Below are 24,879 nucleotides of genomic sequence, written 5' to 3' on the forward strand. Positions count from 1 at the left end.
GTTTTCCACCTTTCACACTTTCCGGGAGACCCTGTGACGACCCTTGCGTTGTCCGAGACGTTCGGCACCGACCTCGCCAGGGGCATCGGCGCCATCGCGCTCTACGCGATCGTCGGCCTGCTCCTCATGCTGGTCGGTTTCTACGCCATCGACCTCACCACGCCGGGCAGGCTGTCCGAGCTGGTGCGCCGGGGCCTGCCGAACGCGGTGCTCGTCACGTCGTCCGGGATGGTGTCGATGGCGTTCATCGTGGTCGTGGCCATCTGGGCCTCGGCGAGTGATCTCACCGAAGGGCTCATCACCGCGCTGGTCTACGGCCTGGTCGGGATCATCGCGCAGGTGCTGGCGGTCCGGCTGCTGGAGTGGACCACGCGGATCGACGTGCGCTCCACCATCCAGCGTGAGCAGTTCGCCCCGGCGAGCATGGTGGTGGCGGCCGCACACGTCGCGCTCGGCCTCGTGGTGGCGGTCGCCATCTCGTAACCAGTCCATCTCACGGTGGCTTTGTCCGTTGACTAGCCACTAGCGTGACGGGCGTGCGGTTACTGAGAACGCCTGACGACCGGTTCGAGAACCTGCCCGACTTCGACTATCCGCCGTTGTACGCGGACATCGACGACTCGGAGGGCGGTGTCATCCGCATCGGCTACGTCGAGGCGGGACCGCCCGACGGGCCGCCGGTGCTGCTGCTGCACGGCGAGCCGAGCTGGTCCTTCCTGTACCGGAAGATGCTGCCCGTGCTCGCCGACGCGGGGCTGCGCGCGATCGCGCCGGACCTCGTCGGGTTCGGCCGTTCGGACAAGCCCGCCGACATCGCCGACCACACCTACGCGCGGCACGTCGAGTGGATGCGCGTGTTCGCGTTCGACACGCTCGACCTGCGCGGGGTCACGCTGGTCGGCCAGGACTGGGGCGGCCTGATCGGCCTGCGACTGGTCGCGGAGAACCCGGACCGGTTCGCGGCCGCGGTCGCGGCCAACACCGGCCTGCCGACCGGTGACCAGGGCATGCCCGCCGTGTGGTGGGCGTTCCACGACGCGGTGCAGAAGGCCCAGGTGCTCGACATCGGCCGGTTCGTCCAGTCCGGCTGCAAGACCACACTCCCCGACGAGGTCAGGGCGGCCTACGACGCGCCGTTCCCGAACGAGATGTACAAGGCGGGGCCGAGGGCGATGCCCGGGCTCGTGCCCGCCACTCCCGACAACCCGGCGTCCGACGCGAACCGGGCGGCGTGGGACACGCTGACGAAGCTGGACCTGCCTTTCCTGTGCGCCTTCTCCGACAGCGACCCGATCACCGGGCCGATGGCCCCGATCCTGCAGCGCCGGATGCCCGGCGCCGCGGGCCGGGAACACCCCACGCTGGAGGGCGGTGGGCACTTCCTGCAGGAGGACGTCGGTGAACGGCTCGCCGAGGAGGTGGCCCGCTTCGTCCGCGGTCTTTCCTGACCGCCATCGCCACTGATGACCGTCACGGGTCCTCGGACTCGGCGGCGCGTTTGATCGCGTCGAGGCGGCGGTCCCAGCTGGTGGCCAGGTCCGCCAGCCAGCGGGCGGTGGCGTCGAGCGGCGCCGACCGGGGGGTGTAGCGCATCTCCCGGCCGGTCCGCGCCGACGACACCAGCCCCGCCTGTTCGAGCACGGTCAGGTGCTTGACGATCGCCTGCCGCGACACCGGCAGGTCCGCGGCGAGTGCCGACGCGCTGGCCGCGCCCCTGCGGGCGAGCGCGTCCAGCAGCGCGCGCCGTGTCGGGTCGGCGAGCGCGCCGAGCACCTCGTCGACGGGTTCCGCGGTCATCCGGCCTGCTGCTCCACACGCTGCCGCAGCCGCTCCAGCTGGTCCGTCCAGCCGTGCGTGTTGTCGTCGAACGCCGGGCGCCGGTGCTCCTCCGGCAGCGCGGCGAACCCGGCCTCCACCACGCGCAGCCTGGTGCGGCCGTCCTCCTCGGTCAGCGTCAGCTCGACCCGCGTCGAGTTGCCCGCCACCGGCTCCTGGCCCGGGAACGCGCTCGCCCAGCGGTAGGCCAGGAAGCGGCCCGGTTCCACCCGCTCCATCAGCATCGGGAACTTGCCGTACTCGCTGTGCTCGGCGACGACCACCTCTCCCTCCCGCAGGTCGAACGCGCCCGGCGTGGTGTCGTTGACCCACGGGAACGCCGTGACCTTTGCCCACACGCGCTCGGCCGGCGCGTCGATCAGTACTTCCCGCTCGATGTGGTCGATGTCCATGTCTCCGACTCCTCTCCTGAACTGCAACCCTATGGTTGCACGAGAGTGGGCAGTACTGCAACCCGTTGGTTGCACTTGTTCGGCGACTACCCTCAATGACCGTGATCGACCCCAGGACACTGCGCGAGGAACCGGACGTCGTGCGCGCCTCGCAGCGCGCGCGTGGCGAGGACGAGGGAGTGGTCGACAAGCTGCTTGCCCTCGACACCAGGCGCAGGTCCGCCATCGCCGGCGCCGACAACCTGCGTGCGGAGCAGAAACAGCTCGGCAAGCAGATCGGCAAGGCCGCCGGCGCCGAACGCGACGAGCTGCTCGCGAAGGGCAAGGAGCTCGCCGCGCGCGTCAAGGCGGCCGAGGCCGAGCAGGCGCAGGCCAGCCAGGAGTTCGACGAGCTCTACCAGCGCCTGCCGAACATCGTGCACCCCGCGGCGCCGGAAGGCGGCGAGGAGGACTACGCCGTCCTCCGGCACGTCGGCACCCCGCGCGAGTTCGGCTTCACCCCGCTCGACCACCTCGAGCTCGGCGAGCGCATCGGCGCCATCGACATGGAGCGCGGCGCCAAGGTGTCCGGCGCGCGGTTCTACTTCCTCACCGGCGTCGGTGCCCAGCTGCAGCTCGCGCTGCTGAACATGGCCGCCGCACAGGCCACCGCCAACGGCTTCCAGCTGATGATCCCGCCCGTGCTCGTGCGCCCCGAGGTGATGGCGGGCACCGGCTTCCTCGGCGCGCACGCGTCGGAGGTGTACCACCTCGAAGAGGACGACCTGTACCTCGTCGGGACGTCAGAGGTACCCCTCGCCGGGTACCACTCCGACGAGATCCTCGACCTGAGCGCCGGGCCCCGCCGCTACGCGGGCTGGTCGTCGTGCTTCCGCCGCGAGGCGGGCTCCTACGGCAAGGACACCCGCGGCATCATCCGCGTGCACCAGTTCGACAAGGTCGAGATGTTCGTGTTCTGCCGCCCCGAGGAAGCCGAGGCCGAGCACGAGCGCCTGCTCGCGTGGGAGGAGGAGATGCTCGCCAAGATCGAGGTGCCCTACCGCGTCATCGACACCGCGGCGGGCGACCTCGGCACGAGCGCCGCCCGCAAGTTCGACTGCGAGGCCTGGGTGCCGAGCCAGCAGGCGTACCGGGAGCTGACGTCCACGTCGAACTGCACCACGTTCCAGGCGCGGCGGCTCGGCGTGCGCTACCGCGACGAGGACGGCCGCCCGCAGCCCGCGGCGACCCTCAACGGCACGCTGGCCACAACCCGCTGGATCGTCGCGATCCTGGAGAACCACCAGCAGGAGGACGGTTCCGTGCGGGTTCCCGAGGCCCTGCGGCCGTTCCTCGGCGGCCTCGACGTGCTCACGCCGCGGTAGGCGCCTCGCTGCTGCCGAGACCGTCGAACAGGCGCTGCCCAACACCCTGCGGCTCCAGCCCGGCGGCCCGCAGCGCGGCCCACATCGTCACCTGGTTGGCGGTGAGCACCGGGATGCCGAGCCTGCGCTCCAGCGGGGCGATCAGGTCGAACGTCGGGACGTTCGTGCAGCTGACGAACAGCGCCTCGGCGCCGGTGGTGTCGAGCGCGGTCACCGCGCCCAGCACGTCGGCGTAGGACATCTTCCAGATGTCGCCGAGCAGCCCGAGCCCCACGCTCGCGGTCGTCGTCACGCCGAACTCAGCGAGGTAGGCGTGCAGCCGGTCGGTCACCTCGTCGACGTACGGGGTGATCACGGCGAGGTTCCGGACGTGCAGCCGCCCCAGCGCGGCGACCAGCGCTCCGGACGTGGTGACCGCCGCGGGCGCACCCGCGTCGAGCATCCCGGCGACCAGCTCCGCCTCCCCGGCGGCGCCGTCCACGAAGCTGCCCGACGTGCAGGCGAACGCCACCACACTCGGCTCGGGCGCCAGCACGTCCCGGGTGGCCCTGCGCACGCCGTGCGGGTCGCCGAGCGCCGCCGCCTGGCGCACCGTGACCGGCACCGGCAGGTACGGCAGGCGCGTGGTGTACAGGCTGACGTGCTCGGGCAGCCAGCGCCACAGCTCGCGGTCCAGCGCGAAGTCGTACGGAGCGACCAGGCCGATGCCGACCTGCTCGGCCATCCCCACCACGGAAGGGTCGTCGAACATCGGGGCCGCCTCCTCGGACTCGTGACCTCGATCAAGCTAGGTGTCGCCGGAGGGCCGGGGAATGTTTCACCCCGGACCTTCACCGCCGGGAAACGCGATGTAACCCACTCGACCAGCCACCGCCCGCTACGCTGTCCGGCGTTCACCGGCCGGAAACGAGGGGGCGGCGTGCGCGCGAGGACGTGGGGCTTGCTGGCGGTGGGTGTCTTGCTCACCGGGTGCGCGACCACGGTGGACGGTGCCGCCCAGCCCGTCGCGGTACCGACGTCGACCGGCGGGGTCGCGGCCGGGGAGCCGTGCGCCCTGCTCACCGCCGAAGAGGTGGCGGACCTCGGCCTGGTCGGCGAGGGCGAGTTCACGCCCGGCGAGCCGGGGAGGTTGCTGCCGCCCGTCTGCACCTGGAGCCCCGAGGACACCGCGGAGCAGAGCTCCCTCACCGTCTCCCTCGCCACGGACCTCTCGGTCTCCGAGTACGTCGGCGGCGTGGAGCCCGCCGAGACCGCCGAGCTCGGCGGCCGCAGCTGGCGGCGCTACCTCGACCCGGTCGGCGGGGAGTCGGTCTGCCAGCTGGTCACGGAGCTGTCCGCGACGTCCTTCGTGGCGGTGACGAGCCTCGACGTCACCGAGGAGAAGAAGTCCTGCGAGCTGGCGAAGCGCGCCGCACCGTACGTCGCGGGCCACCTGCCGCGGTCCTGACTCGTGAGTGTTTTCCGTGGTTAGAACCACGGAAAACACTCACGAGCCCACCTGGTCGGCGACGTGCTTCGCGATCTCCAGCGCGCTGGTCGCGGCGGGAGAGGGGGCGTTGAGCACGTGCACCTGGTCCGGCGCGGTCTCGATGAGGAAGTCGTCCACCAGGGAGCCGTCCGGCAGCAGCGCCTGCGCCCGCACGCCCGAACCGTGCCGCACGATGTCGTCCGGGCCCACCGCGGGCACGAGCCGGGCGAGGCTCGCGGCGAACCGGCGCCGCGACAGCGAGCGGCGCACCTCGTCCAGGCCCACCGGGAACGCGTAACGCCGGGCCAGCCGCCACGTGCCGGGGAACCGCGCCACCTCGGCGAGGTCCCCCAGCGAGACGTCCGACCACCGGTAGCCCTCCCTGCGCAGCGCCAGCACCGCGTTCGGTCCGGCGTGGACACTGCCGTCGAGCATCCGCGTCAGGTGCACGCCGAGGAACGGCAGCGCCGGGTCCGGCACCGGGTAGATCAGTCCGCGCACGAGGTGCCTGCGTTCCGGGCGCAGCTCGTAGTACTCGCCCCGGAACGGCACGATCCGCGCCCTCGGCCGCAGTCCGGCCAGCCGGGCGATGCGGTCGGACTGCAGCCCGGCGCAGTTCACGAGCGCGTCCGCGCGCACGACGCCGTCGCCGGTCGCCACCTCCACGCCACCGCCCGCGCGTGGGCGGATGCCGAGCGCAGGGGCGTTCAGGCGCAGGTCGGCCCCCGCGGACTCCAGCGAGCGCGCGAGCGCGGCGCAGACCGCGGGGAAGTCGATGATCGCCGTGGACTCCACCCGCAGCGCACGCACACACGCCACCTCGGGCTCGTACTCCCGCGCCTCGGCGGGTGAGACCAGCCGGGCCGGGACGCCGTTGGCCGCCGCGCGTTCGGCGAGCACCCCGAGCGCGGGCAGCTCCCGTTCCCCGGTCGCCACCACGAGCTTGCCGCACACCTCGACGGGCACGCCGTGCTCGCGCGCGAAGTCCACGATCGAGTGATTTCCGGCTACCGACATCCGCGCCTTGAACGAGCCCGGCCGGTAGTACAGCCCCGCGTGCACGACGTTGGAGTTGTGTCCCGTCTGGTGCGCGCCCCAGCGGTCCTCCTTCTCCAGCACGGTGACCTCGGCACCCCGCAGGACCAGTTCCCTGGCCACGGCGAGGCCGATGATCCCGCCACCGATCACCACGACACGACGCACGGGAGCAGAGCCTAGAACCTCTCGTGAGTGTTGTCCGTGGTTCTAACCACGGTTTTCACTCACGAGGCCCGGGCGGCTCGGCTGGAGGGGGCGGCTAGCCTACCCGTCCGTGAACTTCGCTGTCGTCCTCGCGGCCTGCTGGCTGCCCGGACTGGCCGCAGGGGCCGCGGTGCGGCTGCGCGGCTGGACGCTCGCCGCCGTCGCTCCCGCGCTCACGTTCGGCCTCGTCGGTCTCGGCGTGTCCGTGCTCGGCACGCTCGGGATCCCGTGGCACCTCGGCACGTTCACGCTGTGGACGCTGGGCGCGGTGGTGCCGCTCGCCGGGTTCGCCCTGCTCGCCGCCCGGTTCCGGAGGCCCGCGCCTGCCGGGGCGCCCGCCGACGAGCCGCGGTCGCCGCGCGACCACCTGCTCATCGGCGGCGGCGTCGCCGTCGGCATGGCGGTGGGCGCGGTCGCGTTCCTTCGGGGCATCGGTGGCCTGGGGAGGATCAACCAGGACTGGGACGCCCCGTTCCACGGCAACCTGGTGCGCTGGATCGCCGAGCACGACGTCGCCCTGTCCCCGGCGTTCAACGAGATCGCCGCCCGCCCCGACGACGAGTCGTTCTTCTACCCGGACGCCTACCACGCCCTGCTCGCGCTGGTCTTCGACCCGGCGGCGCTGCCCGTGCCGGAGCTGCTCAACCTCGCCGCGCTCGCCGTCGTGCTGTGCTTCCCGCTCGGCATCGCCGCGATGGCGGCCGCGTGGCGGATGCCGACCCTCGCCGTCGCCTCGGCGGCGGCCGTGTCGACGTGGTTCACCGCGTTCCCGTTCGACCCGCTGTGGCGCGGCCCGCTGTACCCGTACGTGGCCGGGGTCGCCCTGGTGCCCGCACTGCTGGCCGTGGCCCGCCTGCTCGTGGTGCCGCGTGGCGTCTCCGGCGTGGCCGGGGTGGCGCTCGGGCTCGCCGGACTCGTCGCGCTGCACACCAGCCTCGCCGTGGTCGCCGGCGTCTTCCTGCTGCTCCTGCTCGGCGCGGTCGCGTTCCGGCTGGAGCCGATCGACTGGCGGGTGTCGGGGCCGCACCTCGTGGCGGCGGTGCTCGCCTGCGCCGTGCTGGCCGCCCCGCTCGTGCTGCCCGCGCTGGCCATGGGGGAGGAGGTCGCCGACTTCACCTGGCCCGCCACCGAGACGCTGGCGAGCGGGTTCGGGCAGACGCTCGCGTTCACCCCGGGTTCCCCGCTGCCGCAGTGGTGGGTGGGGCTGCCCGCGCTCGTCGGCATCGTGCTGCTCGTCCGGCACCGCCGCATGCTGTGGCTGGTCGCCGCGTACGCCGTCTTCGGCGGGCTCTACACGGCCAGTGCCGCGCTCGACGGCAACACCCTCGTCGACACCCTCACCAGTCCCTTCTACAACGACCACTGGCGGCTGGGCGCACTGCTGCCGCTGGTGGGCGCCGTCGCGCTCGGCCAGTTCGTCGCCAGTGCGGGCGGGTGGCTCGGCGGGTGGGCGCGGCGCCTGCGGCCCACCTGGCCACCGGCCGCCACGGCCACCGCGGGCGTGCTGGTGACCGGCCTCGTGCTCGCGGTGCTCGGCAACGGCGCCTACCTCGGCCGCAACGCCACCCAGCTGGCCGAGTACTACGGCGAGGGGCCGACGGTGACACCCGGTGAGCGGGCCGCCTTCGCGTGGCTCGGCGAGCGCGTGCGGCCGGGCGAGCACGTGATGAACGACCGGATGGACGGCGGCAACTGGATGTACGCGCTGGAGGGCATCCGGCCGGTCGAGTGGAAGTACAACGGGCCGCTGCCGGACACCCCGCAGCGGTTGCTGACCCGGCGGCTCGACCAGCTCGGCGAGGGCCCGTGGGACGCGGAGCTGCGCGCGGCGCTCGATCAGCTGAACGTTCGCTACGTGCTCGTCGGGCGGGGCTTCGTCCGGGACGTCGAGCGCAGGCTCGGGCTGCGCCAGCTGCGCGGCAACCCGCACTTCACGGAGGTGTTCCGCAACCGGGACGCGGTGATCTACGAGATCGAGCGGCGGGACGTCGCGCCGGTTGCCACCGCGGGCGGCAACTGACGCCGCTTCAGTCCCCGACGCCGAGGACGTGCTTGGTGAGGTTGCTGACGCCCGTGCGGTGGTGGGCCCTGATCGCCGACGGCAGCAGCGTCAGCGCGTTCAGCCGCGACGACAGGTGCGTGCGCGCCACCCGGGCGGCCCGGCTCCAGCCCAGCTCCGCCGCCCGCTTCGCGGTGTCCAGGAAGAACCGCCGCTCCTCGACGAACCGCGTTCCCGCCAGCGCCCGCCACGACGAGTCGCTCGCGCTGTGCCGCCGGTAGTGGAAGCACACGGTCGAGTCGACCAGCAGCTTCTCGCCCCGGTAGATCAGGTCCAGCACGAGCCCGAGGTCCTGGACCACGTCGAGCCCCTCGCGGAACCCGATCTCCTTGATCGCGGCCGAGCGCCAGCACAGCGAGGGGAAGTAGAGCCAGTTGCCGCGCAGCAGGCTCACGGCCGCCTCCTCGCCGGACATCGTCCGCGTGCCCAACACCTTCGGCGCGTACAGCCGCCGCTTCGCGTTGTCGACGAGGCCGCACGTGTGCCTGCCCCGCTCGTCGATGATCCGGACACCGGGCTGCAGCATCGCGACGTCCGGGTGCGCCCGGTAGGCCTCGCGCACGGTGCCGACGTAGTTGGGCAGCATGACGTCGTCCGCGCCCATGATCACGGCCAGCTCGTGCTCGATCAGCCCGAGGCACTTCTGGTAGTTCCGGTTGGCGCCGAGGTTGCGCTCGTTGCGCACGTACCGCACGCGGGGCTCGCCGAGCGCGGCGAACCAGCCGGGTATGGAGGCGTCGGGGTACCCGTCGTCGACCACCGTCAGCCGCCAGTGCGGGTCGTCCTGCGCGAGTACGCTGCGGACGGTTTCCCGCATCAGGTCGACCGGCCCGTAGTAGGGCAGCATGATGTCGACGATCGTCACGTGGACCGGTGCTCCTGGTCGGTGATGTTGGTGCTGGCGACCGTGGTGTGCACGTCCGCCGAGGCGAGGACGCCGCGCTGGTGGTTCACCAGCTCCGCCTCCCGGATGGCCAGGGTTCTGGCCAGCTCCGTGATCTGCGCGTTCGTGCCGCGGAAACGCAGGTAGGTGTTGAGCATCCCGAACACGAACGCCACCACGGTCAGGTAGAGCAGCAGGTCCGCCCCCCGGCCGATGCCGAGGAAGTGGGCCAGCCAGGTGAGGTGCTGCGGGAACAGCACCGCGTCGACGTTCAGCGCGAGGAACAGGAACAGCGCGATGCGCTTGCCCGCCTGCATCCGCACGTTGTGCCTGCGGCTGACGAAGTACAGCAGGATCCCCGCCACCGCGATCAGGAGCACGATCTGTGCGAGCATCTCGTCACCCCCGATCACGCAGGGACAGGTCGAACAGGATGTTGACCCCGTTCACGAGCGACTGCCCCTTGGTCTTCGAGTAGTCGGTGTAGAGGATCGTCACCGGGACTTCCTCGACCCGGAAGTCGCTCTTGGCGAGGAACGACACGATCTCCGAGGCGTGCGCCATGCCGTTCATGCTGATGTGCAGCCGCTCGGCGACGCGCCGGGAGAACACGCGCAGGCCGTTGTGCGCGTCGGTCAGCTGCATCTTCCGCGCGGTCGGGCTCATCGCGACGACCAGCCGCAGCACCGCGCGCTTGAGCCACGGCACGCTCTGTGCCTGTTCCAGGAAGCGGGAGCCGAGCACGGCGTCGGCCTCGCCGGAACGCGCCACCTCGACCATCCGCTCGGCGTCCTCCGGCCGGTGCTGGCCGTCGGCGTCGAACGTGACGAAGTACTTGGCGCCGGGCCTGGCGAGCGCGTAGGACAGTCCGGTCTGGAGTGCCGCGCCCTGGCCCAGGTTGATCGGATGCCGCACGAGGTGGGCCCGGGTGCCCGCGATCCGGGCCGCGGACTGGTCGGCGGAGCCGTCGTCGACACAGACCACGTTCGGGAAGGTCTCCCGCACGTGCTCGACGACGTCGGCGATGACCCGTTCCTCGTTGTAGACCGGGATCACCACCCAGACGTCTTCATTGGCCACTGTCAGCTCCCCTGATGACCTGAAAAAGTCGGCCCATCCTACCCAGGCCGGTCGGATACCCCTTCGGGTGAAGGGTAGGACAGCGGGTTTCCCGGCCGCGCGCGGCGGCCCGGCTACGATTCGCCGGTGTCCCAGTCCGGCGGCCGGTTCACCTCCGGCCTCACCATGGCCCTCGGGCTGGGGCTCGTGGGCGTCGCCGGGTACGTCCTGCTCGCGGTCGCCGGCCACACGCTCCCGGCCACCGAGGTGGCCACCGTCGCGTCCGCGTACCTGCTGCTGAACATCCTCGGCCCCGGCCTCTACGTCGCGCTGGAGCAGGAGACGAGCCGCGCGGTCGCGGCGCGGCCCGCCGCGGAGGCACCGGCCACCGCGCGCAACGCCGCCCTCGTCGGCGCCGCCATCGCGGGCGCGACGGCGCTCGTCCTGCTTGCGGTCGCACCGGTGCTCGTGCCGCGCGTGCTCGGTGGCGACTGGGGACTGCTCGGCGTGCTCGTCCTCAGCACGGTCGTCGCGGCCGGGCTGTTCCTCGTGCGCGGGCTGCTCGGCGGGCGGCGCCGGTTCGGCGGCTACGCGGGCACGCTGTGCGCCGAGGGCGCGGGCAGGCTCGTGGTGGTGCTCGCGGTCGCCGGGCTCGGTGCCGCTTCGGCGACCGGCTACGGTCTCGCGTTCGTCGCCGGGTACGCCCTCGCGCTGGCCGCGGTGTTCCGGTGGCGGTGGGTGCGCGGGGCCGGGCAGGGCACGGGGGAACCGGCGCGCAGGCTCGCCAGGGGAGTCCTGCTGCTCGGCGTGGCGACCCTGCTGTCGTTCGCCGTGGCCAACATCGTGCCGGTCGTCGTCACCGCGCGGCTGCCTGGCGACCCCGAGGTGGCTGCCGCCTTCGCCCAGGCCTTCGTGCTGGCGAGGGCGCCCATGCTGGTGTTCGCCCCCGTCCAGGCGGTGCTGCTGCCCGGGCTGACCGCCGCGGCCGAGGCCGGCGCGACCGAGGTGGTCCGCGCCAGGGCGAGGAGGATCCTGCTGGCCGTGCTGGCCGTCGGCGTGCCCGGCGCGGTGGCCGCCGCGGTGTTCGGCGGGTGGGCGCTGACGGTGCTCTTCGGGGCCGAACGGCCGCCGGAACCCCTGGTGCTGGGCCTGCTCGGGGTGAGCACCGTGCTGCTGATGGGCGCGCAGGCCCTGCAACCCGTGCTCGTCGCGGTGCGCGGGCATCACGCCGTCACCGTCGCGTGGACGGCGGGCACGGCCGTGCTGGTGGCCTCGCTGGCGTTGCCGGTGCCCGCCGTCGCGGCCGCGCTGGCGGCCCAGCTGGCGGGGTCGGCCGTGGTGCTCTCCGGCTGCCTGCTGGGACTGCGGTCCGCGCTGCGCCGGAGGGTCGCCGCCTAGTGCAGGGTGCGGAAGTACTCCACCGTGCGCCGCACGCCCTCGGCGATGTCCACTTCGGGCTTCCAGCCCAGTTCCTGCCGGGCGGCGCTCGCGTCCAGGGCGGACGCCCGCAGGTCGCCGAGCCGGGCCGGGGCGGACTCGGGCTCGTCCGGAGCCCCCGCGGCCTCGGCCACGAGCCGGTGCAGCTCGCGGTCGGACGTCTGCACGCCGGTGCCGATGTTGAACCGCCTGCCGCTGCCCCGGTCGCCCGCGGCGGCGACGAAGGCCGACACGACGTCGCCGACGTAGACGTAGTCCCGCGTGTTGCCGCCGTCGCCGAAGACGCGGGTGGGCTGCCCGGTCAGCAGCGCGGAAGCGAAGATCGCCACGACGCCCGCCTCGCCGTGCGGGTCCTGCCGGGGACCGTACACATTGGCCATCGCCAGCGTGGTGAAGTCGAGCCCGCGCAGCCGCCGGTACGTGCCGAGATAGACCTCTCCCGACACCTTGCCTGCCGCGTACGGCGACTCCGGCAGCAGCGGAGCCGACTCGTCGACGGGCAGCTCGGCCGGCGCGCCGTAGATCGAGCCGCCGGAGGAGGAGAACACCACCTTGCGCACGCCCGCCGCCAGCGCCGCCTCGGCGACGTTGATGGTGCCGAGCACGTTCTTCGTGGCGTCGCCGACCGGGTCGGCGACGCTCTGCCGCACGTCGATCTGCGCGGCGAGGTGGAAGACCACCTCCGGGGCCGCCGCGGCGACCACCCCGGTCAGTGCCGGGTCGGTGATGTCGAGCCGGTGCAGCGTGAGCCCGCCGCTGTCGCTCGCCGCGGCCAGGTTCGCCACCTTGCCCCTGGACAGGTCGTCCACGACGTGGACCTCGTGTCCGTCGGCGAGCAGCCGGTCGACCAGGGTGGAGCCGATGAACCCGGCCCCACCCGTGACGAGCGTCCGCACGGTCAGGACGCGCTCTCGTAGAGCTTGCGCCAGGCCTCCACGGAGCTCATCCGGGGCAGCGCGGCCCGGTACTCCTCCTTCATCCGCGGGAACTCCTTGATGAGCCTGCGGTAGTTGGCCACGACCTCGCGGGCGAGCTTGCGGAACGCCTCCGGGTCGCGCTTGCGGAAGGCGACCGAAGCGCCGTCCGGGCTGGACACCGTCGCGGAGTCGAAGTTGCCGAGCACGAACCACAGCGCCCGGTCGGCCGGGACGTTGAGCTGGGGCCGTTCGTGCGTGTCCGGGTTCGGCGGCTTCACGTTGTGCACGAGCGCCTGCGCCGCGCGGACGGCGATCTTCGCCGGGTGCACCGGCGGCCGCAGCAGCGGCTCGGCGGCGCCCATGTCGAGCATCGGCCTCGGGTAGTCCTGGAGCGACGGCTTGAACTTCGCGTCGTCGTACTCCCTGCGGATCGCCTGCACCTCGCTCAGCGCGCTGGGCAGCAGGTTGAAGAAGTGGTCAGGGCCGGCCAGGAAGTCGTTGATGGCCTTCTGCTCGATCGCGATGGCCGAGTACTGCATCGAGAACAGGCGGCGGGCGGCGTCCTTCGCGGCCTGCTTCAGCACCGTCGTGGTGATGTTCTGCGGGCTGTGCAGCGCCATCGCGACGAGTTTGTTGCGGAGGTGGAAGTAGACGGTCCAGTCCGCGGTGTCGTCCTTGTCCGTCCACGGCATGTGCCACACGCCCGCGCCGGGCAGGGTCGCCGTGGGAAAGCCCATCTCCCCGGCACGCAGTCCGTACTCGGCGTCGTCCCACTTGATGAACATGGGCAGCGGCATGCCCACCTTCTCCACGGCCTCGCGCGGGAACAGGCACATCCACCAGCCGTTGTAGGCGACGTCGATGCGGCGGTGCAGCCACGGCTCCTCGCGCAGCGACTTCACCGCGAAGTCGTGCCCGCCCTTCGCGCCGGGCGCGGGACCCCAGCGGAAGGCGGTCATGTCCACCGCCTCACCCATCGAGTGCAGCCGGGCGCGGGCCTGCAGGTTCAGCATCTGGCCGCCCACGATCACCGGCTGTGCGGCGGCCGCGCCGAACCGGCTCAACCGGAGCACGGTGTCGGGTTCCAGGACGATGTCGTCGTCCATGAGCAGGATCTGGTCGCTGTCGGTGCGCTCCAGCGACTCGAGCATCGCGCGAGTGAACCCGCCGGAGCCGCCGAGGTTGCCCTGCTCGATGACCTGCAACCGGTCACCGAGCGCGGCGACGGCCTCGGCGTAGCGCGGGTGCTCGCTGATCTTCTTGTTGCCCTGGTCGGCGACGAACACCGTGCCGATCGAGTCGAGGACGGCCGGGTCCTCACCGAGGGCGATGAGGGCGGAGACACAGTCGGCGGGCCGGTTGAACGTCGTGATGCCGACCGACATCTTCTTCTGCGGCAGCGTGTGGTCGGTCATCCACGCGGCCTCGGAGATCTCCAGCTCGCCGCTGTCGGTGAACGCGTCGAACCAGATCCAGCCGCCGTCGCCGAACGGCGCGAGGCTCACCCGCAGCTCGACGGTCGCCCACTCGTCCGGCGAGTGCACCGGCTGGCCCTGCAGGTGGATGATGTCGCCGTTGACGCGCGAGCGATACAGGTCGACCCGGCCCTCACCGCGGACGTACATCCGGAGCACGACCTCGTCCAGCACCGACCAGCGCTTCCAGTAGCTGGCGGGGAAGGCGTTGAAGTAGCTCGCGAACGAGACGCGCGTCGACTTGGGGATCACGACGCTGCGGCGCGAGGCGACGTGGGTGTGGACGTTCTTCGGTTCATCGATGTACAGGGGCCGGACATCGAGCGGGTCGCTGTCGCGTGGCAGGATCACCCGCTGCAGCACCTGCGTGCCCACCGTCTCCGTGCGGCCACCCGCGATGTCCGCCTGCGTGGAGTCCTGCACCTTGCTGTCCTCGACCGCGCCGGCCGCCGCGTTCGCCGCGCGCGCCTTCGCCTCGACCGCCTGCTCTGCCACGTCACTCCTCGCATCAGGTCGACCCGGCGTGCACCGCTCACGCCACCTTCGTCCCGGTTCAGCGTAGAGCGTCGTCCGCGGCCGGTACCTCCGGGTGGGGGACGTTCCGGGCGGTCGGGACAACACGCTGTCGACGGACACTCCCTCTGCGCCGAACGGGTGCGGTGACCGTGTCGGAATTGATCCCTCGGGCATTGCCCGGAAGGCTGCGTGCGAAACCGCGAGGAGGTGGGGGAACCCAGGTGGAGTACGTGACGACGGTGGTGTGGCTGGCGCTGGCCGCGTTCGTGGTCGTGGCCTGGCGCCAGGTCAACACGCGCGCGGGCTGGCGCGCGGTCGCCGTGTTGCTCGCGCTCGGCTTCTCGGCCGCGCACCAGTTCCTCTTCGCCACCGTGCCCGGCGAGGCGTACGTGACGTTCCGGTATGCCGAGCAGCTCGCCGGCGGCGCCGGGCCCGTGTTCAACCACGGCGAGCGGGTGGAGGGCTACGCCGACTTCCTGTGGATGGCCGTGCTGGCGGTGCCCAGGGCGCTGTTCGGCACCGAGGTGGCGGCCACCGCCGTGACGCTGGGGGTGCTCTGCACGCTCGGCACCGTTCTCCTGGCGTACTTCGTGACCAACCGGATCGTGCGGATCGCCGAGCCCGCCGGGCCGGGGCTGCCCGCTCTCGGCGTGCTCGCCGCGGTCCTCACCGCGGGGGCGGGCTCGCTCGCGGCCTACGGTGCCTCGGGGCTCGGGACGCCGCTGTTCCTGCTGCTCGTGCTGGCCGTGTGTGGTCTGCTCGCCGCGCGCAGACCGGTCGTCGCCGGGGTCTTCGCCGCGTTCGCCATGATGACCAGGCCCGAGGGCGCCGTGCTGGCGATCGTCGTCGGCGGCTGGCTGCTGCTCGCCGCGCTGCGCAGGCGGGAGAACGGGTGGGCGCCCGCAGGCTACGCGCTCGGTGCCCTCGTTCTGGTGGTGCCGTGGACGGCGTGGCGGGTCACCTACTACGGCTACCTGCTGCCGAACGCGGTGGCGGCTCGTACCGAGCAGGGCTTCGGCGGGCAACTCGCGGACGGCTGGCACTACCTCTCCTCGTTCGCGGTGGCCTACCAGGCGTTTCTGCTGCTCGGGGCCGCGGCGCCGGCCGCCCTGCGGTACCGGCGCGGCGCCCCGGCCGAACCGGTGACGCGGGCGCGTTCGCTCGTGTGGCTGCTCCTGGTGCTCGCCGCGGGCTTCGCCGGGCTGACCCTGCTCGCGGGCGGGGGCGAGCTGCCCGCCTGGCGCCTGCTGGCGGTGGTGCCGCCGCTGCTGGCCGTGGCCGCGGCGGCGGCCTACGGGGTGTTCGTCCTGGCGGCCGCGAGCGGGCCCTCGCCGGTGCCGAGGGAGCTCCGGCTGGCGGGGCGGCGCGTGCTGCCCGTCGTCGCCGTGGGGGTGTGCGCGCTGTCGCTGCTGGTGAGCATCACCCACCCGCGGATGCTGTCGGCACTGCACGCGCTGCGGGACGACACGCGCGAGCTCGCCGAGATCGGGGCGTGGCTCGGGGAGCGGCTGCCGGCGGCGACCGTGGTCAGCGCGTACGCCAGCGGCGCGCTCGCGTACGAGGCGGGCACGCAGCTGATCGTGGTGGACGTGCGCGGCCGGACCGACGAGCACATCGCCCGCGACGGCGAGTCCGACGGCGAGACGCGGACGGACTACGACTACGTGGTCAACGTCCGCAGGCCCGCCGTCGCCGTCCCGGCCGCGGGCTACACGCAGCGGCAGCGGTGCGGTGCCGACCCGGCGTACGCGGGCCTGTACGAGGTGGCGAACTTCCAGCGGGCCGGGACGGACGAGTGGGTGCTGCTGTACCTGCGCCGGAACCGGGCGGCCTCGCTGATCGAGGCGCTCGGCGCCGATCCGGCGTTCGCGTACCGGCCGTGTGCACCGCAACATACGCGACCGTAGGTTCGAACGGTTACCCTCGGGTAGCGTCGAGTGCGTGGCCGAACTCGTGTACCCGCCCGTCGTGCTGGCGGCGAAGCTCATGTTCAAGGTGCTCGACAACCGTCTGCGCGTCGACGGCACGGAGCACATCCCGCGCACCGGCGGCGCGGTGATCGCCTGCAACCACGTCAGCTACCTGGACTTCATCTTCTGCGGGCTGGGTGCGCAGCCGGCGAAGCGGCTGGTGCGGTTCATGGCGAAGCGGGAGATCTTCGCCAACCGGATCGCGGGACCGCTGATGCGCGGCATGCGCCACATCTCGGTGGACCGGTCGGCGGGCAAGGCGTCGTACGACGAGGCGGTCGAACGGCTGCGGGGTGGCGAGGTCGTCGGCGTCTTCCCGGAGGCGACGATCAGCCGGTCGTTCACGGTGAAGCCGGTCAAGTCGGGCGCCGTCCGGATGGCCGCGGACGCCGGTGTCCCCGTGGTGCCGATGGCGGTGTGGGGCACCCAGCGGCTGTGGACGAAGGGCCGCCCCCGGACCCTCACCAAGCGGCACGTGCCGATCCTGATCCGCGCGGGCGAGCCGTTCCGGCCCGGGGCCGGCGACGACCCGGAGGAGCGCTCCGCCGACCTGCGGCGGCGGATGCAGGCACTGCTCGACGGACTGCAGGCCGAGTACCCGGAGCGGCCGGCCTCCGCCGACGACCGGTGGTGGCTGCCCGCCCACCTGGGCGGCACCGCGCCGACCCCCGAGGAAGCCGCCGCCCTCGACTCCTGACCGCCTCAGAACCAGCGTTCGAGCACCTGGGCGACGCCGTCCTCGGAGTTGGGCGCGGTCACCTCGTCGGCCACGGCCAGCACCTCCGGGTGCGCGTTGGCGACCGCGACGCCGTGGCCGGACCAGCGCAGCATCTCCAGGTCGTTCGGCATGTCCCCGAACGAGATCGTCCGCTCCCGGTCGATGCCGAGCCGCTGTGCGACGGCGGCGAGCCCGGTGGCCTTCGTGACGCCGTGCGCGGCCAGCTCGATGAGCCCGCCGCCGGAGGAGAACGTGATGTCCACGGTGCCGTCGAGCACGGTGCGCGCCGCGCGGGCCATCTCGTCCGACGTCATGTGCCGGTGGCTGACCAGCAGCTTCACCGCCGCGTGCCCGAGCACCTCGGCCCGCGTGGCCGTCGAACCCTCCCCGTCACCCCACGGGTTGTGGTAGTCGGGCTCGATCACGAAGTTCGGCACGCCGGGGTCGACGGCGCTGGTGCCGACGCGCTCGGCGGCCAGCCGGCAGCCCGGCAGGGCGTGCTCCAGTGCCTCGGCCACGTCGTGCAGCAGCACCGGGTCGAGCAGCCCGTGCACGTCGAGCACGCGGTCGTCGCCGATGTCGTACAGCACGGCGCCGTTCGCGCACACCGCGTACCCGGTCAGCCCGGCCTGCTCGGCGACGTGCGGGATCCACCGCGGCGGGCGCCCGCTCACGAGGATCACCGGCACGCCGTCGTCGGCGGCCCTGCTGACCACGTCGACGGTGCGGTCGGTCAGGTGTTCGAGCGGCGTGAGCAGCGTGCCGTCGACGTCCGAGGCGATCAGCCGGGGTTTCTCCACGTGTCCAGTTTCCCAGAACAAGCCCGTGCTCCCGCGTGTCGTGCAGCACCGATACGGTGTGGCGCCGTGCGTGTTGGCATCGTGATCCTTCCGGAAGACCGGTGGTGGGCGGCCGAGCCCAAGTGGCGGGCGGCCGAGGAGTACGGGTTCGACCACGCCTGGACGTACGACCACCTCGGCTGGCGCTCGCTCGTCGACGGGCCGTGGTTCAGCGCGATGCCGACCCTCAGCGCGGCGGCCATGGTCACGTCGCGCATCCGCCTCGGCACGTTCGTCGCCTCGCCCAACTTCCGGCACCCGCTGCCGTTCATGCGCGAGCTCATCACCGTCGACGACCTCGCCGACGGCAGGCTCGTGCTGGGCGTTGGCGCGGGCGGGCTCGGCTACGACACCAGCGTCTTCGGCGAGTCGGAACTCGGCAACCGGGCACGCGCGGACCGGTTCGCCGAGTTCGTGGCGGCGCTCGATGGGCTGCTGATGACGGACAGGTACGACTACTCGGGCGAGTACTACACGATCCGCGGCGCGCGGAACCTGCCCGGTCCGGTGCAGCGGCCCCGCCTGCCGTTCCTCATCGCCGCCAACGGCCCGCGCACGATGCGGGTGGCCGCCCGGTTCGGCGCGGGCTGGGTGACCACCGGCAGGTACACCGACGACCAGGACGCGTGGTGGGCTTCCGTCGCGGAGCTCGCCCGGCGCTTCGACGAGGCGCTGGAGCGGGAGGGCCGCGGTCGGGCGGAGGTGCACCGGTACGTGTCGCTCGACGCGGCGCCGGTGTTCTCGCTGTCGAGCGCTGAGGCCTTCGCCGACGCGGCCGGGCGGGCGGCCGAGCTCGGGTTCACCGACCTCGTCGTGCACTGGCCGCGCAGCGGCACCCCGTACCAGGGCCGGGAGAGCGTGCTCGAACAGGTGGTCGACGAGCAGCTGCCCGCGTTGCAGGGTCGTGCCGCCCCAGGCGACCCGGAAGAGTGACTTCGGGGCGGCCGGGAACCGCCCGGCCGCGCGGTGCGTCGGTCCCCGTACAGGCGCGGAGAGCGACCCCCGGGGGTGCGGGGATGGGTGGTTCCCGTGCGGCGGGCAGGGGCAGCCGCGCCGCACGGGAGCCGTCCCCGGAGCCCCGCGACGGGGGCGGACGGCGTTAGCGGACGGGCGGTGAAATGGCGCCACGGCACGCCGGTAGCCTTTTCGCCCGTGAGCGCGCACACGAACTCCGCAGAGATCACCAGAGACGAATTCGCCGGATTCGACCTGATTGTCGTCGGTTCCGGATTTTTCGGACTGACCATCGCCGAACGCGTGGCCAGCCAGCTGGACAAGCGTGTCCTCGTGCTCGAGCGGCGGGACCACATCGGCGGCAACGCCTACTCGGAACCGGAACCCGAAACCGGTATCGAGGTCCACCGGTACGGCGCGCACCTGTTCCACACGTCCAACAAGCGGGTGTGGGACTACGTGAACCAGTTCACCGACTTCACGAATTACCAACATCGGGTGTTCGCGAAGTATCAGGGGCAGGTCTACACATTCCCGATGAACCTGCACCTGATCAATCAGTTCTTCGGCAAGTCGCACAGCCCCGACGAGGCGCGTGCGCTCATCGCCGAGCAGTCCAGCGAGATCGACACCAAGGACGCGCAGAACCTCGAGGAGAAGGCGATCTCGCTGATCGGCCGCCCCCTCTACGAGGCCTTCGTGCGTGGCTACACCGCCAAGCAGTGGCAGACCGACCCGAAGGAGCTCTCGGCGTCGATCATCACGCGGCTGCCGGTGCGCTACAACTTCAACAACCGGTACTTCAACGACACCTACGAGGGCCTTCCCGTCGACGGCTACACGGCGTGGCTGGAGCGCATGGCCGACCACCCGAACATCGAGGTGCGGCTGGGTGTCGACTTCTTCGAGGTGCGCGAGGCGATCCCCGAGGGGACCCCGATCGTCTACACCGGACCGCTGGATCGCTACTTCGGCTACTCCGAGGGCAGGCTGGGCTGGCGCACGCTCGACTTCGAGCAGGAGGTCGTGCCGACCGGCGACTACCAGGGCACCTCGGTGATGAACTACAACGACATCGAGGTCCCGTACACCCGCATTCACGAGTTCCGGCACTTCCACCCCGAGCGGGAGTACCCGGCGGACAAGACCGTGATCGTCCGGGAGTACTCGCGCTTCGCCTCCGACGACGACGAGCCGTACTACCCGATCAACACGGCCGAGGACCGCGACAAGCTCGAGCGCTACCGCGAGCTGGCGAAGGCCGAGGCGCGGGAGCGCAACGTCGTCTTCGGGGGCAGGCTCGGCACGTACAAGTACCTCGACATGCACATGGCGATCGGGTCGGCGCTGTCGATGTTCGACAACAAGGTCGCCCCGCACCTGTCCGACGGCGCCCCGCTCGACGGCGGTGACGGCGGGGCCGATGTTTAGGAAGAAGCCGGGTGCCCGGGTGGCCGTGCGTGACGAACGTCGTTCTCACCACGTTCCGCACTCACGAGAGGTCCAGGTGCTGGTGGGGATCCAGCGGGCCATCGCCACCCCGTCGTCCGTGCGGGCCGCCCGCGTGCTGTCCCACTTCGGGGAGCACAGCGCGGGCTGGTTCGCGCTCGGCCTGCTCGGCGCCGCCGTGGACCGGCGGCGCCGGGCCGACTGGCTGACGGCCGCGGCGGGAGTCGTGGGCTCGCACGCCGCTTCGATCGCCGTGAAACGCGTCGTCCGCAGACCCCGCCCCGACGATCCGAGCGTCACCGTGGGCGTGGGGACGCCCAGCAAGCTGAGCTTCCCCTCGTCGCACGCGACCTCCACGACGGCGGCCGCCGTGCTGTACTCCGAGCTGACCGGGCGTAACCTCGTTCCGGCGCTTGTTCCGCCGATGCTGGCCTCACGGCTGGTACTCGGCGTGCACTACCCGACCGACGTACTCGCCGGTGCCGTCCTCGGCGGCGTGACCGGCGGGCTGCTCCGCCGCAAGCTGAAATCACGGAAGCCGAAACCACGATGAGTGAGACGACCGAGCGGGCCGAGATCCGGGAGACCCCCGCCAGCAGGGGTCCCTTCGCCACGGTGGCCGGCGTCGCGAGAACGGCCCGGCCGCGCCAGTGGGTGAAGAACGTCCTGGTCCTCGCGGCGCCGTTCACGGCAGGCCAGATCGGCAACGGCCAGGTGCTGCTCGACGCCGCGGTGGCGTTCGTCGCCTTCTCGTTCGTCGCCTCCTCGGTGTACCTCATCAACGACGCCGTCGACGTCGAGGCCGACCGGGCGCACCCGACGAAGCGCAACCGGCCGATCGCGGCGGGAATCGTCCCGGTGCCGCTCGCGTACGCCGCCGCGGTCGTGTTCTTCGCGGGCGGAGTCGCGATCAGCCTGCTTGCCGACTGGCGGCTGCTGATCGTGCTCCTCGTCTACGAGGCCATCCAGCTCGGCTATTGCTTCGGTCTCAAGCACCAGCCGGTGGTCGACCTCGCGATCGTCGGCTCCGGATTCCTGATGCGGCTGATCGCGGGCGGTGTCGCGACCGGCATCGCGCTGTCGCAGTGGTTCCTGCTGGTCACCGCGTTCGGTTCGCTGTTCATGGTCGCGGGCAAGCGCTACGCGGAGATCATGCTCTTCGAACGGACGGGCGCGAAGATCCGCTCGTCGCTGAAGAAGTACTCGGCGAGCTACCTGCGGTTCGTGTGGGCCACGTCCGCGGCGATCCTGATCATGTCCTACTGCCTGTGGGCGTTCGAGCAGCAGCACAGGCTGCCGGAGTCGGTGTGGGCGGTCATCTCCATCGTCCCGTTCGTCGTCGCGGTGCTGCGGTACGCGGTCGACGTGGACGGCGGCAACGCGGGGGAGCCGGAGGAGATCGCCCTCCGCGACCGCGTCCTGCAGGTGCTCGGCGCGTCCTGGGTGGTCACCCTCGTCCTGTCGATCTACCTCTGACCGGAGCGGGTCCCGGACACCGCGACATCCCGCAGCGGCACCGGATAGGTCAACCGGTACATCAGCACCGGCTTGCGCAGCTTGTCGCCGCGCAGGTAGGTCGGCACCCGCTGGTGTTCGGCCACCTGCACCAGCGGCGCGTACGGGCCCCCCGCGCCATGGTCGTCGGACATCAGGCCGATGTCGTGCGGGTCGAGGCTCGACGTGAACCGGTAGCGCACCGGCTGGGTCAGCCCGTCCTGGACCGAGGCGGGTTCCCGGCACGGCAGGATGAACGGCGAGATCCAGTCGAGGGTGACCGGCTCGGCGGCGGGCACGAGTTCGAGCGAGGGCACCACGCGGGGCAGCCGCGGAGTGCCGATGCCGAGCCAGCCCCGCTCGGCGCTCGCCACGAGGCGGACCCGCTCCGCGGCGCCGGGATCCAGCCTGGCGTCTTCCCACTCGCCCTGGGCGGAGGACAGCTCGATCCGCTCGCTCCAGCGGACGGAGCCGTCCGCGCCACCGAACTCCACCCGGAGCCGGGCGCGCCCGTCTACGGCGACGGGTACCACCAGCGGCGGCGAGCTCGCGTCGCTCGCGCGCTCCGGCAGCCGGTACCACCCGGTGCGCAGCGATCCCGTACCGGTCCACACCGGGTACCGGGCGGTGCCGTACGGCTCGGGCGGCGCCAGTCCCTCCGGCTGCTCGCCGTTGACGGTGAAGCCGCCGCGCGCGGCAGCCTGTCCCGCGACCCGGGTGAGCAGGCCCTCGGCCGGGTCCGGCTCCGCCTGCATCCAGTCCTCGATACCGCAGCTGCCGCCTGCCAGCGAGGCGATGTTGGCCCTGCCGACGGTGAACGTGTCCCAGCGGTCGGCGACGGCGTACGCCATCGTGCCGAGCTCCAGCAGCAGCGTGCCGACCAATCCGGCCACGATCCACGGCCCCGGCGAGACGCGGCGCACGAACAGGGCGGCCACCGCCAGCACCAGCCCGGCGCCGAGCACCGCCGTCGACAGCGGCACACCCGCCATCGCGGGCGGGACGTCGGCCCACTTCACGCCGACGTTCGAGAAGTACCACCACCGCGACGGCGCCCGGAGTGCCAGCGCGGCCACCCCGGCGACCAGTGCCAGCAGCGCGGCCCGCTGCCACGCCGCCCGCAGGGCCCCGCGCGCGATCGTGTGCACGAGCACGGCGACGAGCAGCGCGCCGAGACCAGCGAGCGCGCCGAAGTGGTGCGTCCACTTGGTCGGCGTGAACGCGAGCGCGACGAGGTACAGCGCGCTGCCGGCCAGCAGCCTGCGCGTGGGCCCGGCGGCGAGACCGGGGACCCGGCGGGCCAGCAGCAGCACGGCGAGCGCCACGATCGCCAGCAACGTCAGCAGCACCGGCACCCGCCGGTTCAGCGCGCCCTCCACGACCGTGGGGTCGAGCAGGGCCTCGTACCGCTTCGGCTCGTCCCGCCAGCCGAGGCTGGGCCCGATCCGGGTCCGTACCTCGGTGGCCTCGCGGACCGCGTGCCACGACTGGTCGTGGAACATCAACAGCAGCGCGGCGGCACCCGTGCCGGCCAGCGTGGTGAGGGACACCAGCCACCGCCCGCGCAGCAGCCGGACGAGGGCGGGGGACGCGGCGACGAACGGCATGAACGCCGCCACCCCGGTCGGGGTCACGGCGAGCGTGGCGCCCGCGACCAGGACACCGAGGGCGAGCGGAGTGCTCGACCGGGTCGCCAGCGCGCGTTCGACCAGCGCGAACACCACGAGGGAGCCGACGACGATCCACGGCTCGGGGCGCAGCCCGACGTCGAACGGCACGTACCAGGCGAGAAACGCGACCGCGGCGCTCCAGCGCACCCAGGGACCCGGTGCCGCGGTGCACCGGCGCAGCAGCAGCCGGTCGACGAGCAGCCAGCCGACGAGCCCGAGCAGCAGCGAGGGCAGCCGCAGCCACCACGCGGCCGCACTCACGGCGACCAGCGGCCGGTACAGCTCGTAGAACCAGCCGAACGGCGCTTCCGGCGCGTTGAGCCACCGGAAGTAGTTGCCGATGTAGCCGGTGTCGTCGGCGGCCTTCAGCATCGTGAGGATGTAGCCGTCGTCGACGGTGAACGCCCCGATCAGCACCCAGCAGGCCAGCACGGCCGCGACGAGCAGGTCCGGCCCCCTCGGCCGCCACCAGCCGGGCGGGAGCAGCCGCACCCGCCGCACGTGCGGACGTTCCCACCGGGCGAGCAGCAGGAGCAGGGCACCGACGCTCGCCACCGTGAGCGCGCCGAGGGCGAGTTTCAGCACGCTCGGACTCGACTGGTAGCCGGTGTCGGGCGTCACCGACACGCGCAGGTCCGTGCTGCCGCGGGCATCGGTGAACAGCCCGTTCACCGCGGGCCGGGCGGCGCTGTGCCCGATGACCTCGCCGCCAGCCGACACCGTCGTCCCGGCCGGGCCGGCGTGCACGGCCCAGTCGCAGCGCTCGGCGGTGGCCACGGTGGACCCGTGCAGCGACGCCGCGACGGTACCGCCGCGGTTCTCGACGCGCAGGCCGCCGTCATCCGGATCGCTGGTGGTCGCCAGGACCAGGCCGCCCCCGCCCGTCGCCTCGACAGCCGGGCAGCCGATCGTCACGTCGAGCCGTTCGGGCTGGTACGGGAAGAGCGGGAGCAGGGTGCTCTCGGCGGTGCCGTCCGCAGGCCACCGGTAGGTCGTCTCGTCCTGCTCCACCGGTGCCAGCGCGAAGAGAACGGCGGTCAGCGCGGACAGTGTTCCGAGCCCCGCGAGGATCCATCGGCGAGCGGCCATCGTAGGCACCTTAAGCAGGACCCGATGCCGATTCGTAACGGGGCGGTG

The 24,879-nt window shown here is 72.3% G+C and carries 23 protein-coding genes; 12 read left to right on the forward strand and 11 right to left on the reverse strand.

The features are described from left to right. Positions 1-33 precede the first annotated feature (33 nt). Positions 34-483 carry a DUF350 domain-containing protein gene (locus tag B0I33_RS15065; protein ID WP_106179367.1) on the forward strand — a complete coding sequence of 150 codons (450 nt, stop codon included), beginning with the start codon at positions 34-36 and terminating at the stop codon, positions 481-483. Positions 484-536: 53 nt separating this feature from the next. Further along, positions 537-1,448, forward strand: coding sequence for a haloalkane dehalogenase (locus B0I33_RS15070; RefSeq protein WP_106179456.1), 912 nt, complete (start codon positions 537-539; stop codon positions 1,446-1,448). Positions 1,449-1,470: 22 nt separating this feature from the next. On the opposite strand, the gene B0I33_RS15075 is transcribed toward B0I33_RS15070, so the two are convergent. Together B0I33_RS15075 and B0I33_RS15080 are read right to left on the reverse strand one after the other, a co-directional pair. After that, positions 1,471-1,797, reverse strand: coding sequence for an ArsR/SmtB family transcription factor (locus B0I33_RS15075; RefSeq protein WP_106179368.1), 327 nt, complete (start codon positions 1,795-1,797; stop codon positions 1,471-1,473). Beyond that, complete coding sequence (locus tag B0I33_RS15080) at positions 1,794-2,228, reverse strand: SRPBCC domain-containing protein (RefSeq protein WP_106179369.1); 435 nt, start codon at positions 2,226-2,228, stop codon at positions 1,794-1,796. The genes B0I33_RS15075 and B0I33_RS15080 overlap by 4 nt, the downstream gene beginning before the upstream one ends. 101 nt (positions 2,229-2,329) lie before the next feature. Between B0I33_RS15080 and serS the strand changes: the two genes are divergently transcribed. Beyond that, complete coding sequence (serS, locus tag B0I33_RS15085; protein WP_106179457.1) at positions 2,330-3,592, forward strand: serine--tRNA ligase; 1,263 nt, start codon at positions 2,330-2,332, stop codon at positions 3,590-3,592. On the opposite strand, the gene B0I33_RS15090 is transcribed toward serS, so the two are convergent. Next, the gene (locus B0I33_RS15090) at positions 3,579-4,343 is read right to left on the reverse strand and encodes a maleate cis-trans isomerase family protein (RefSeq protein WP_181193297.1); all 765 of its coding nucleotides are present in this window, start codon (positions 4,341-4,343) and stop codon (positions 3,579-3,581) included. The genes serS and B0I33_RS15090 overlap by 14 nt on opposite strands. Positions 4,344-4,511: 168 nt before the next feature. Between B0I33_RS15090 and B0I33_RS15095 the strand changes: the two genes are divergently transcribed. Continuing rightward, positions 4,512-5,039 carry a DUF3558 family protein gene (locus tag B0I33_RS15095; RefSeq protein ID WP_181193298.1) on the forward strand — a complete coding sequence of 176 codons (528 nt, stop codon included), beginning with the start codon at positions 4,512-4,514 and terminating at the stop codon, positions 5,037-5,039. A gap of 39 nt (positions 5,040-5,078) precedes the next feature. Here the strand turns inward: B0I33_RS15095 and lhgO are convergent, their stop codons facing one another. After that, positions 5,079-6,263: an L-2-hydroxyglutarate oxidase gene (gene lhgO, locus B0I33_RS15100; protein WP_106179370.1), complete on the reverse strand. Its 1,185-nt coding sequence runs from the start codon at positions 6,261-6,263 to the stop codon at positions 5,079-5,081. Positions 6,264-6,372: 109 nt separating this feature from the next. On the opposite strand from lhgO, the gene B0I33_RS15105 reads away from it, so the two are divergent. Next, entirely contained in the window at positions 6,373-8,322 is a 1,950-nt protein-coding gene (locus B0I33_RS15105; protein ID WP_106179371.1) for a DUF6541 family protein, read from the forward strand. 7 nt (positions 8,323-8,329) lie between these two features. On the opposite strand, the gene B0I33_RS15110 is transcribed toward B0I33_RS15105, so the two are convergent. Genes B0I33_RS15110 through B0I33_RS15120 form a run of 3 tightly spaced genes read right to left on the reverse strand, consistent with a single transcriptional unit; the run spans position 8,330 to position 10,324 of the window. After that, positions 8,330-9,226, reverse strand: coding sequence for a glycosyltransferase family 2 protein (locus B0I33_RS15110; protein ID WP_219927189.1), 897 nt, complete (start codon positions 9,224-9,226; stop codon positions 8,330-8,332). After that, positions 9,223-9,639 carry a DUF2304 domain-containing protein gene (locus tag B0I33_RS15115; RefSeq protein WP_106179460.1) on the reverse strand — a complete coding sequence of 139 codons (417 nt, stop codon included), beginning with the start codon at positions 9,637-9,639 and terminating at the stop codon, positions 9,223-9,225. Before B0I33_RS15115 ends, B0I33_RS15110 begins: the two co-directional genes overlap by 4 nt. Before the next feature lie 4 nt (positions 9,640-9,643). Further along, positions 9,644-10,324: a glycosyltransferase family 2 protein gene (locus B0I33_RS15120; protein ID WP_106179372.1), complete on the reverse strand. Its 681-nt coding sequence runs from the start codon at positions 10,322-10,324 to the stop codon at positions 9,644-9,646. A gap of 126 nt (positions 10,325-10,450) precedes the next feature. Here B0I33_RS15120 and B0I33_RS15125 point away from each other — a divergent pair, with 126 nt between their 5' ends. Continuing rightward, positions 10,451-11,701 (forward strand): polysaccharide biosynthesis protein, encoded by a 1,251-nt coding sequence (locus B0I33_RS15125; protein WP_106179373.1) that lies wholly within the window; start codon positions 10,451-10,453, stop codon positions 11,699-11,701. Here B0I33_RS15125 and B0I33_RS15130 read toward each other — a convergent pair. Both B0I33_RS15130 and B0I33_RS15135 read right to left on the reverse strand, forming a co-directional pair. Then, entirely contained in the window at positions 11,698-12,636 is a 939-nt protein-coding gene (locus B0I33_RS15130) for an NAD-dependent epimerase/dehydratase family protein (RefSeq protein WP_106179374.1), read from the reverse strand. The two genes, B0I33_RS15125 and B0I33_RS15130, sit on opposite strands and share 4 nt — an antisense overlap. Positions 12,637-12,638: 2 nt before the next feature. Then, the gene (locus B0I33_RS15135; RefSeq protein WP_245900690.1) at positions 12,639-14,627 is read right to left on the reverse strand and encodes a glycosyltransferase; all 1,989 of its coding nucleotides are present in this window, start codon (positions 14,625-14,627) and stop codon (positions 12,639-12,641) included. Between the two features lie 251 nt (positions 14,628-14,878). Here B0I33_RS15135 and B0I33_RS15140 point away from each other — a divergent pair, with 251 nt between their 5' ends. Both B0I33_RS15140 and B0I33_RS15145 read left to right on the forward strand, forming a co-directional pair. Next, on the forward strand, positions 14,879-16,555 hold the full coding sequence (locus B0I33_RS15140) for a glycosyltransferase family 39 protein (RefSeq protein WP_245900692.1): 1,677 nt from the start codon (positions 14,879-14,881) through the stop codon (positions 16,553-16,555). Positions 16,556-16,589: 34 nt separating this feature from the next. Then, entirely contained in the window at positions 16,590-17,315 is a 726-nt protein-coding gene (locus B0I33_RS15145; protein WP_106179376.1) for a lysophospholipid acyltransferase family protein, read from the forward strand. Between the two features lie 5 nt (positions 17,316-17,320). On the opposite strand, the gene B0I33_RS15150 is transcribed toward B0I33_RS15145, so the two are convergent. After that, positions 17,321-18,136: an HAD family hydrolase gene (locus B0I33_RS15150; protein WP_106179377.1), complete on the reverse strand. Its 816-nt coding sequence runs from the start codon at positions 18,134-18,136 to the stop codon at positions 17,321-17,323. A 66-nt stretch (positions 18,137-18,202) separates the two neighbouring features. On the opposite strand from B0I33_RS15150, the gene B0I33_RS15155 reads away from it, so the two are divergent. The 4 genes from B0I33_RS15155 to B0I33_RS15170 all read left to right on the forward strand — a co-directional run bounded on the left by B0I33_RS15155 (position 18,203) and on the right by B0I33_RS15170 (position 22,054). Then, positions 18,203-19,108 (forward strand): LLM class flavin-dependent oxidoreductase, encoded by a 906-nt coding sequence (locus B0I33_RS15155; RefSeq protein WP_106179378.1) that lies wholly within the window; start codon positions 18,203-18,205, stop codon positions 19,106-19,108. A 219-nt stretch (positions 19,109-19,327) separates the two neighbouring features. Next, entirely contained in the window at positions 19,328-20,560 is a 1,233-nt protein-coding gene (gene glf / locus B0I33_RS15160) for a UDP-galactopyranose mutase (protein ID WP_106179379.1), read from the forward strand. Then, positions 20,553-21,131: a phosphatase PAP2 family protein gene (locus B0I33_RS15165; RefSeq protein ID WP_106179462.1), complete on the forward strand. Its 579-nt coding sequence runs from the start codon at positions 20,553-20,555 to the stop codon at positions 21,129-21,131. The genes glf and B0I33_RS15165 overlap by 8 nt, the downstream gene beginning before the upstream one ends. After that, positions 21,128-22,054, forward strand: coding sequence for a decaprenyl-phosphate phosphoribosyltransferase (locus B0I33_RS15170; protein WP_106179380.1), 927 nt, complete (start codon positions 21,128-21,130; stop codon positions 22,052-22,054). The genes B0I33_RS15165 and B0I33_RS15170 overlap by 4 nt, the downstream gene beginning before the upstream one ends. On the opposite strand, the gene B0I33_RS15175 is transcribed toward B0I33_RS15170, so the two are convergent. After that, a complete protein-coding gene (locus B0I33_RS15175) occupies positions 22,045-24,831 on the reverse strand; it encodes an arabinosyltransferase domain-containing protein (protein WP_106179381.1) in 2,787 nt (928 codons plus the stop codon). The two genes, B0I33_RS15170 and B0I33_RS15175, sit on opposite strands and share 10 nt — an antisense overlap. Positions 24,832-24,879: the final 48 nt, after the last annotated feature.

This window comes from Prauserella shujinwangii (assembly GCF_003001955.1).
GTDB lineage: Bacteria > Actinomycetota > Actinomycetes > Mycobacteriales > Pseudonocardiaceae > Qaidamihabitans > Qaidamihabitans shujinwangii.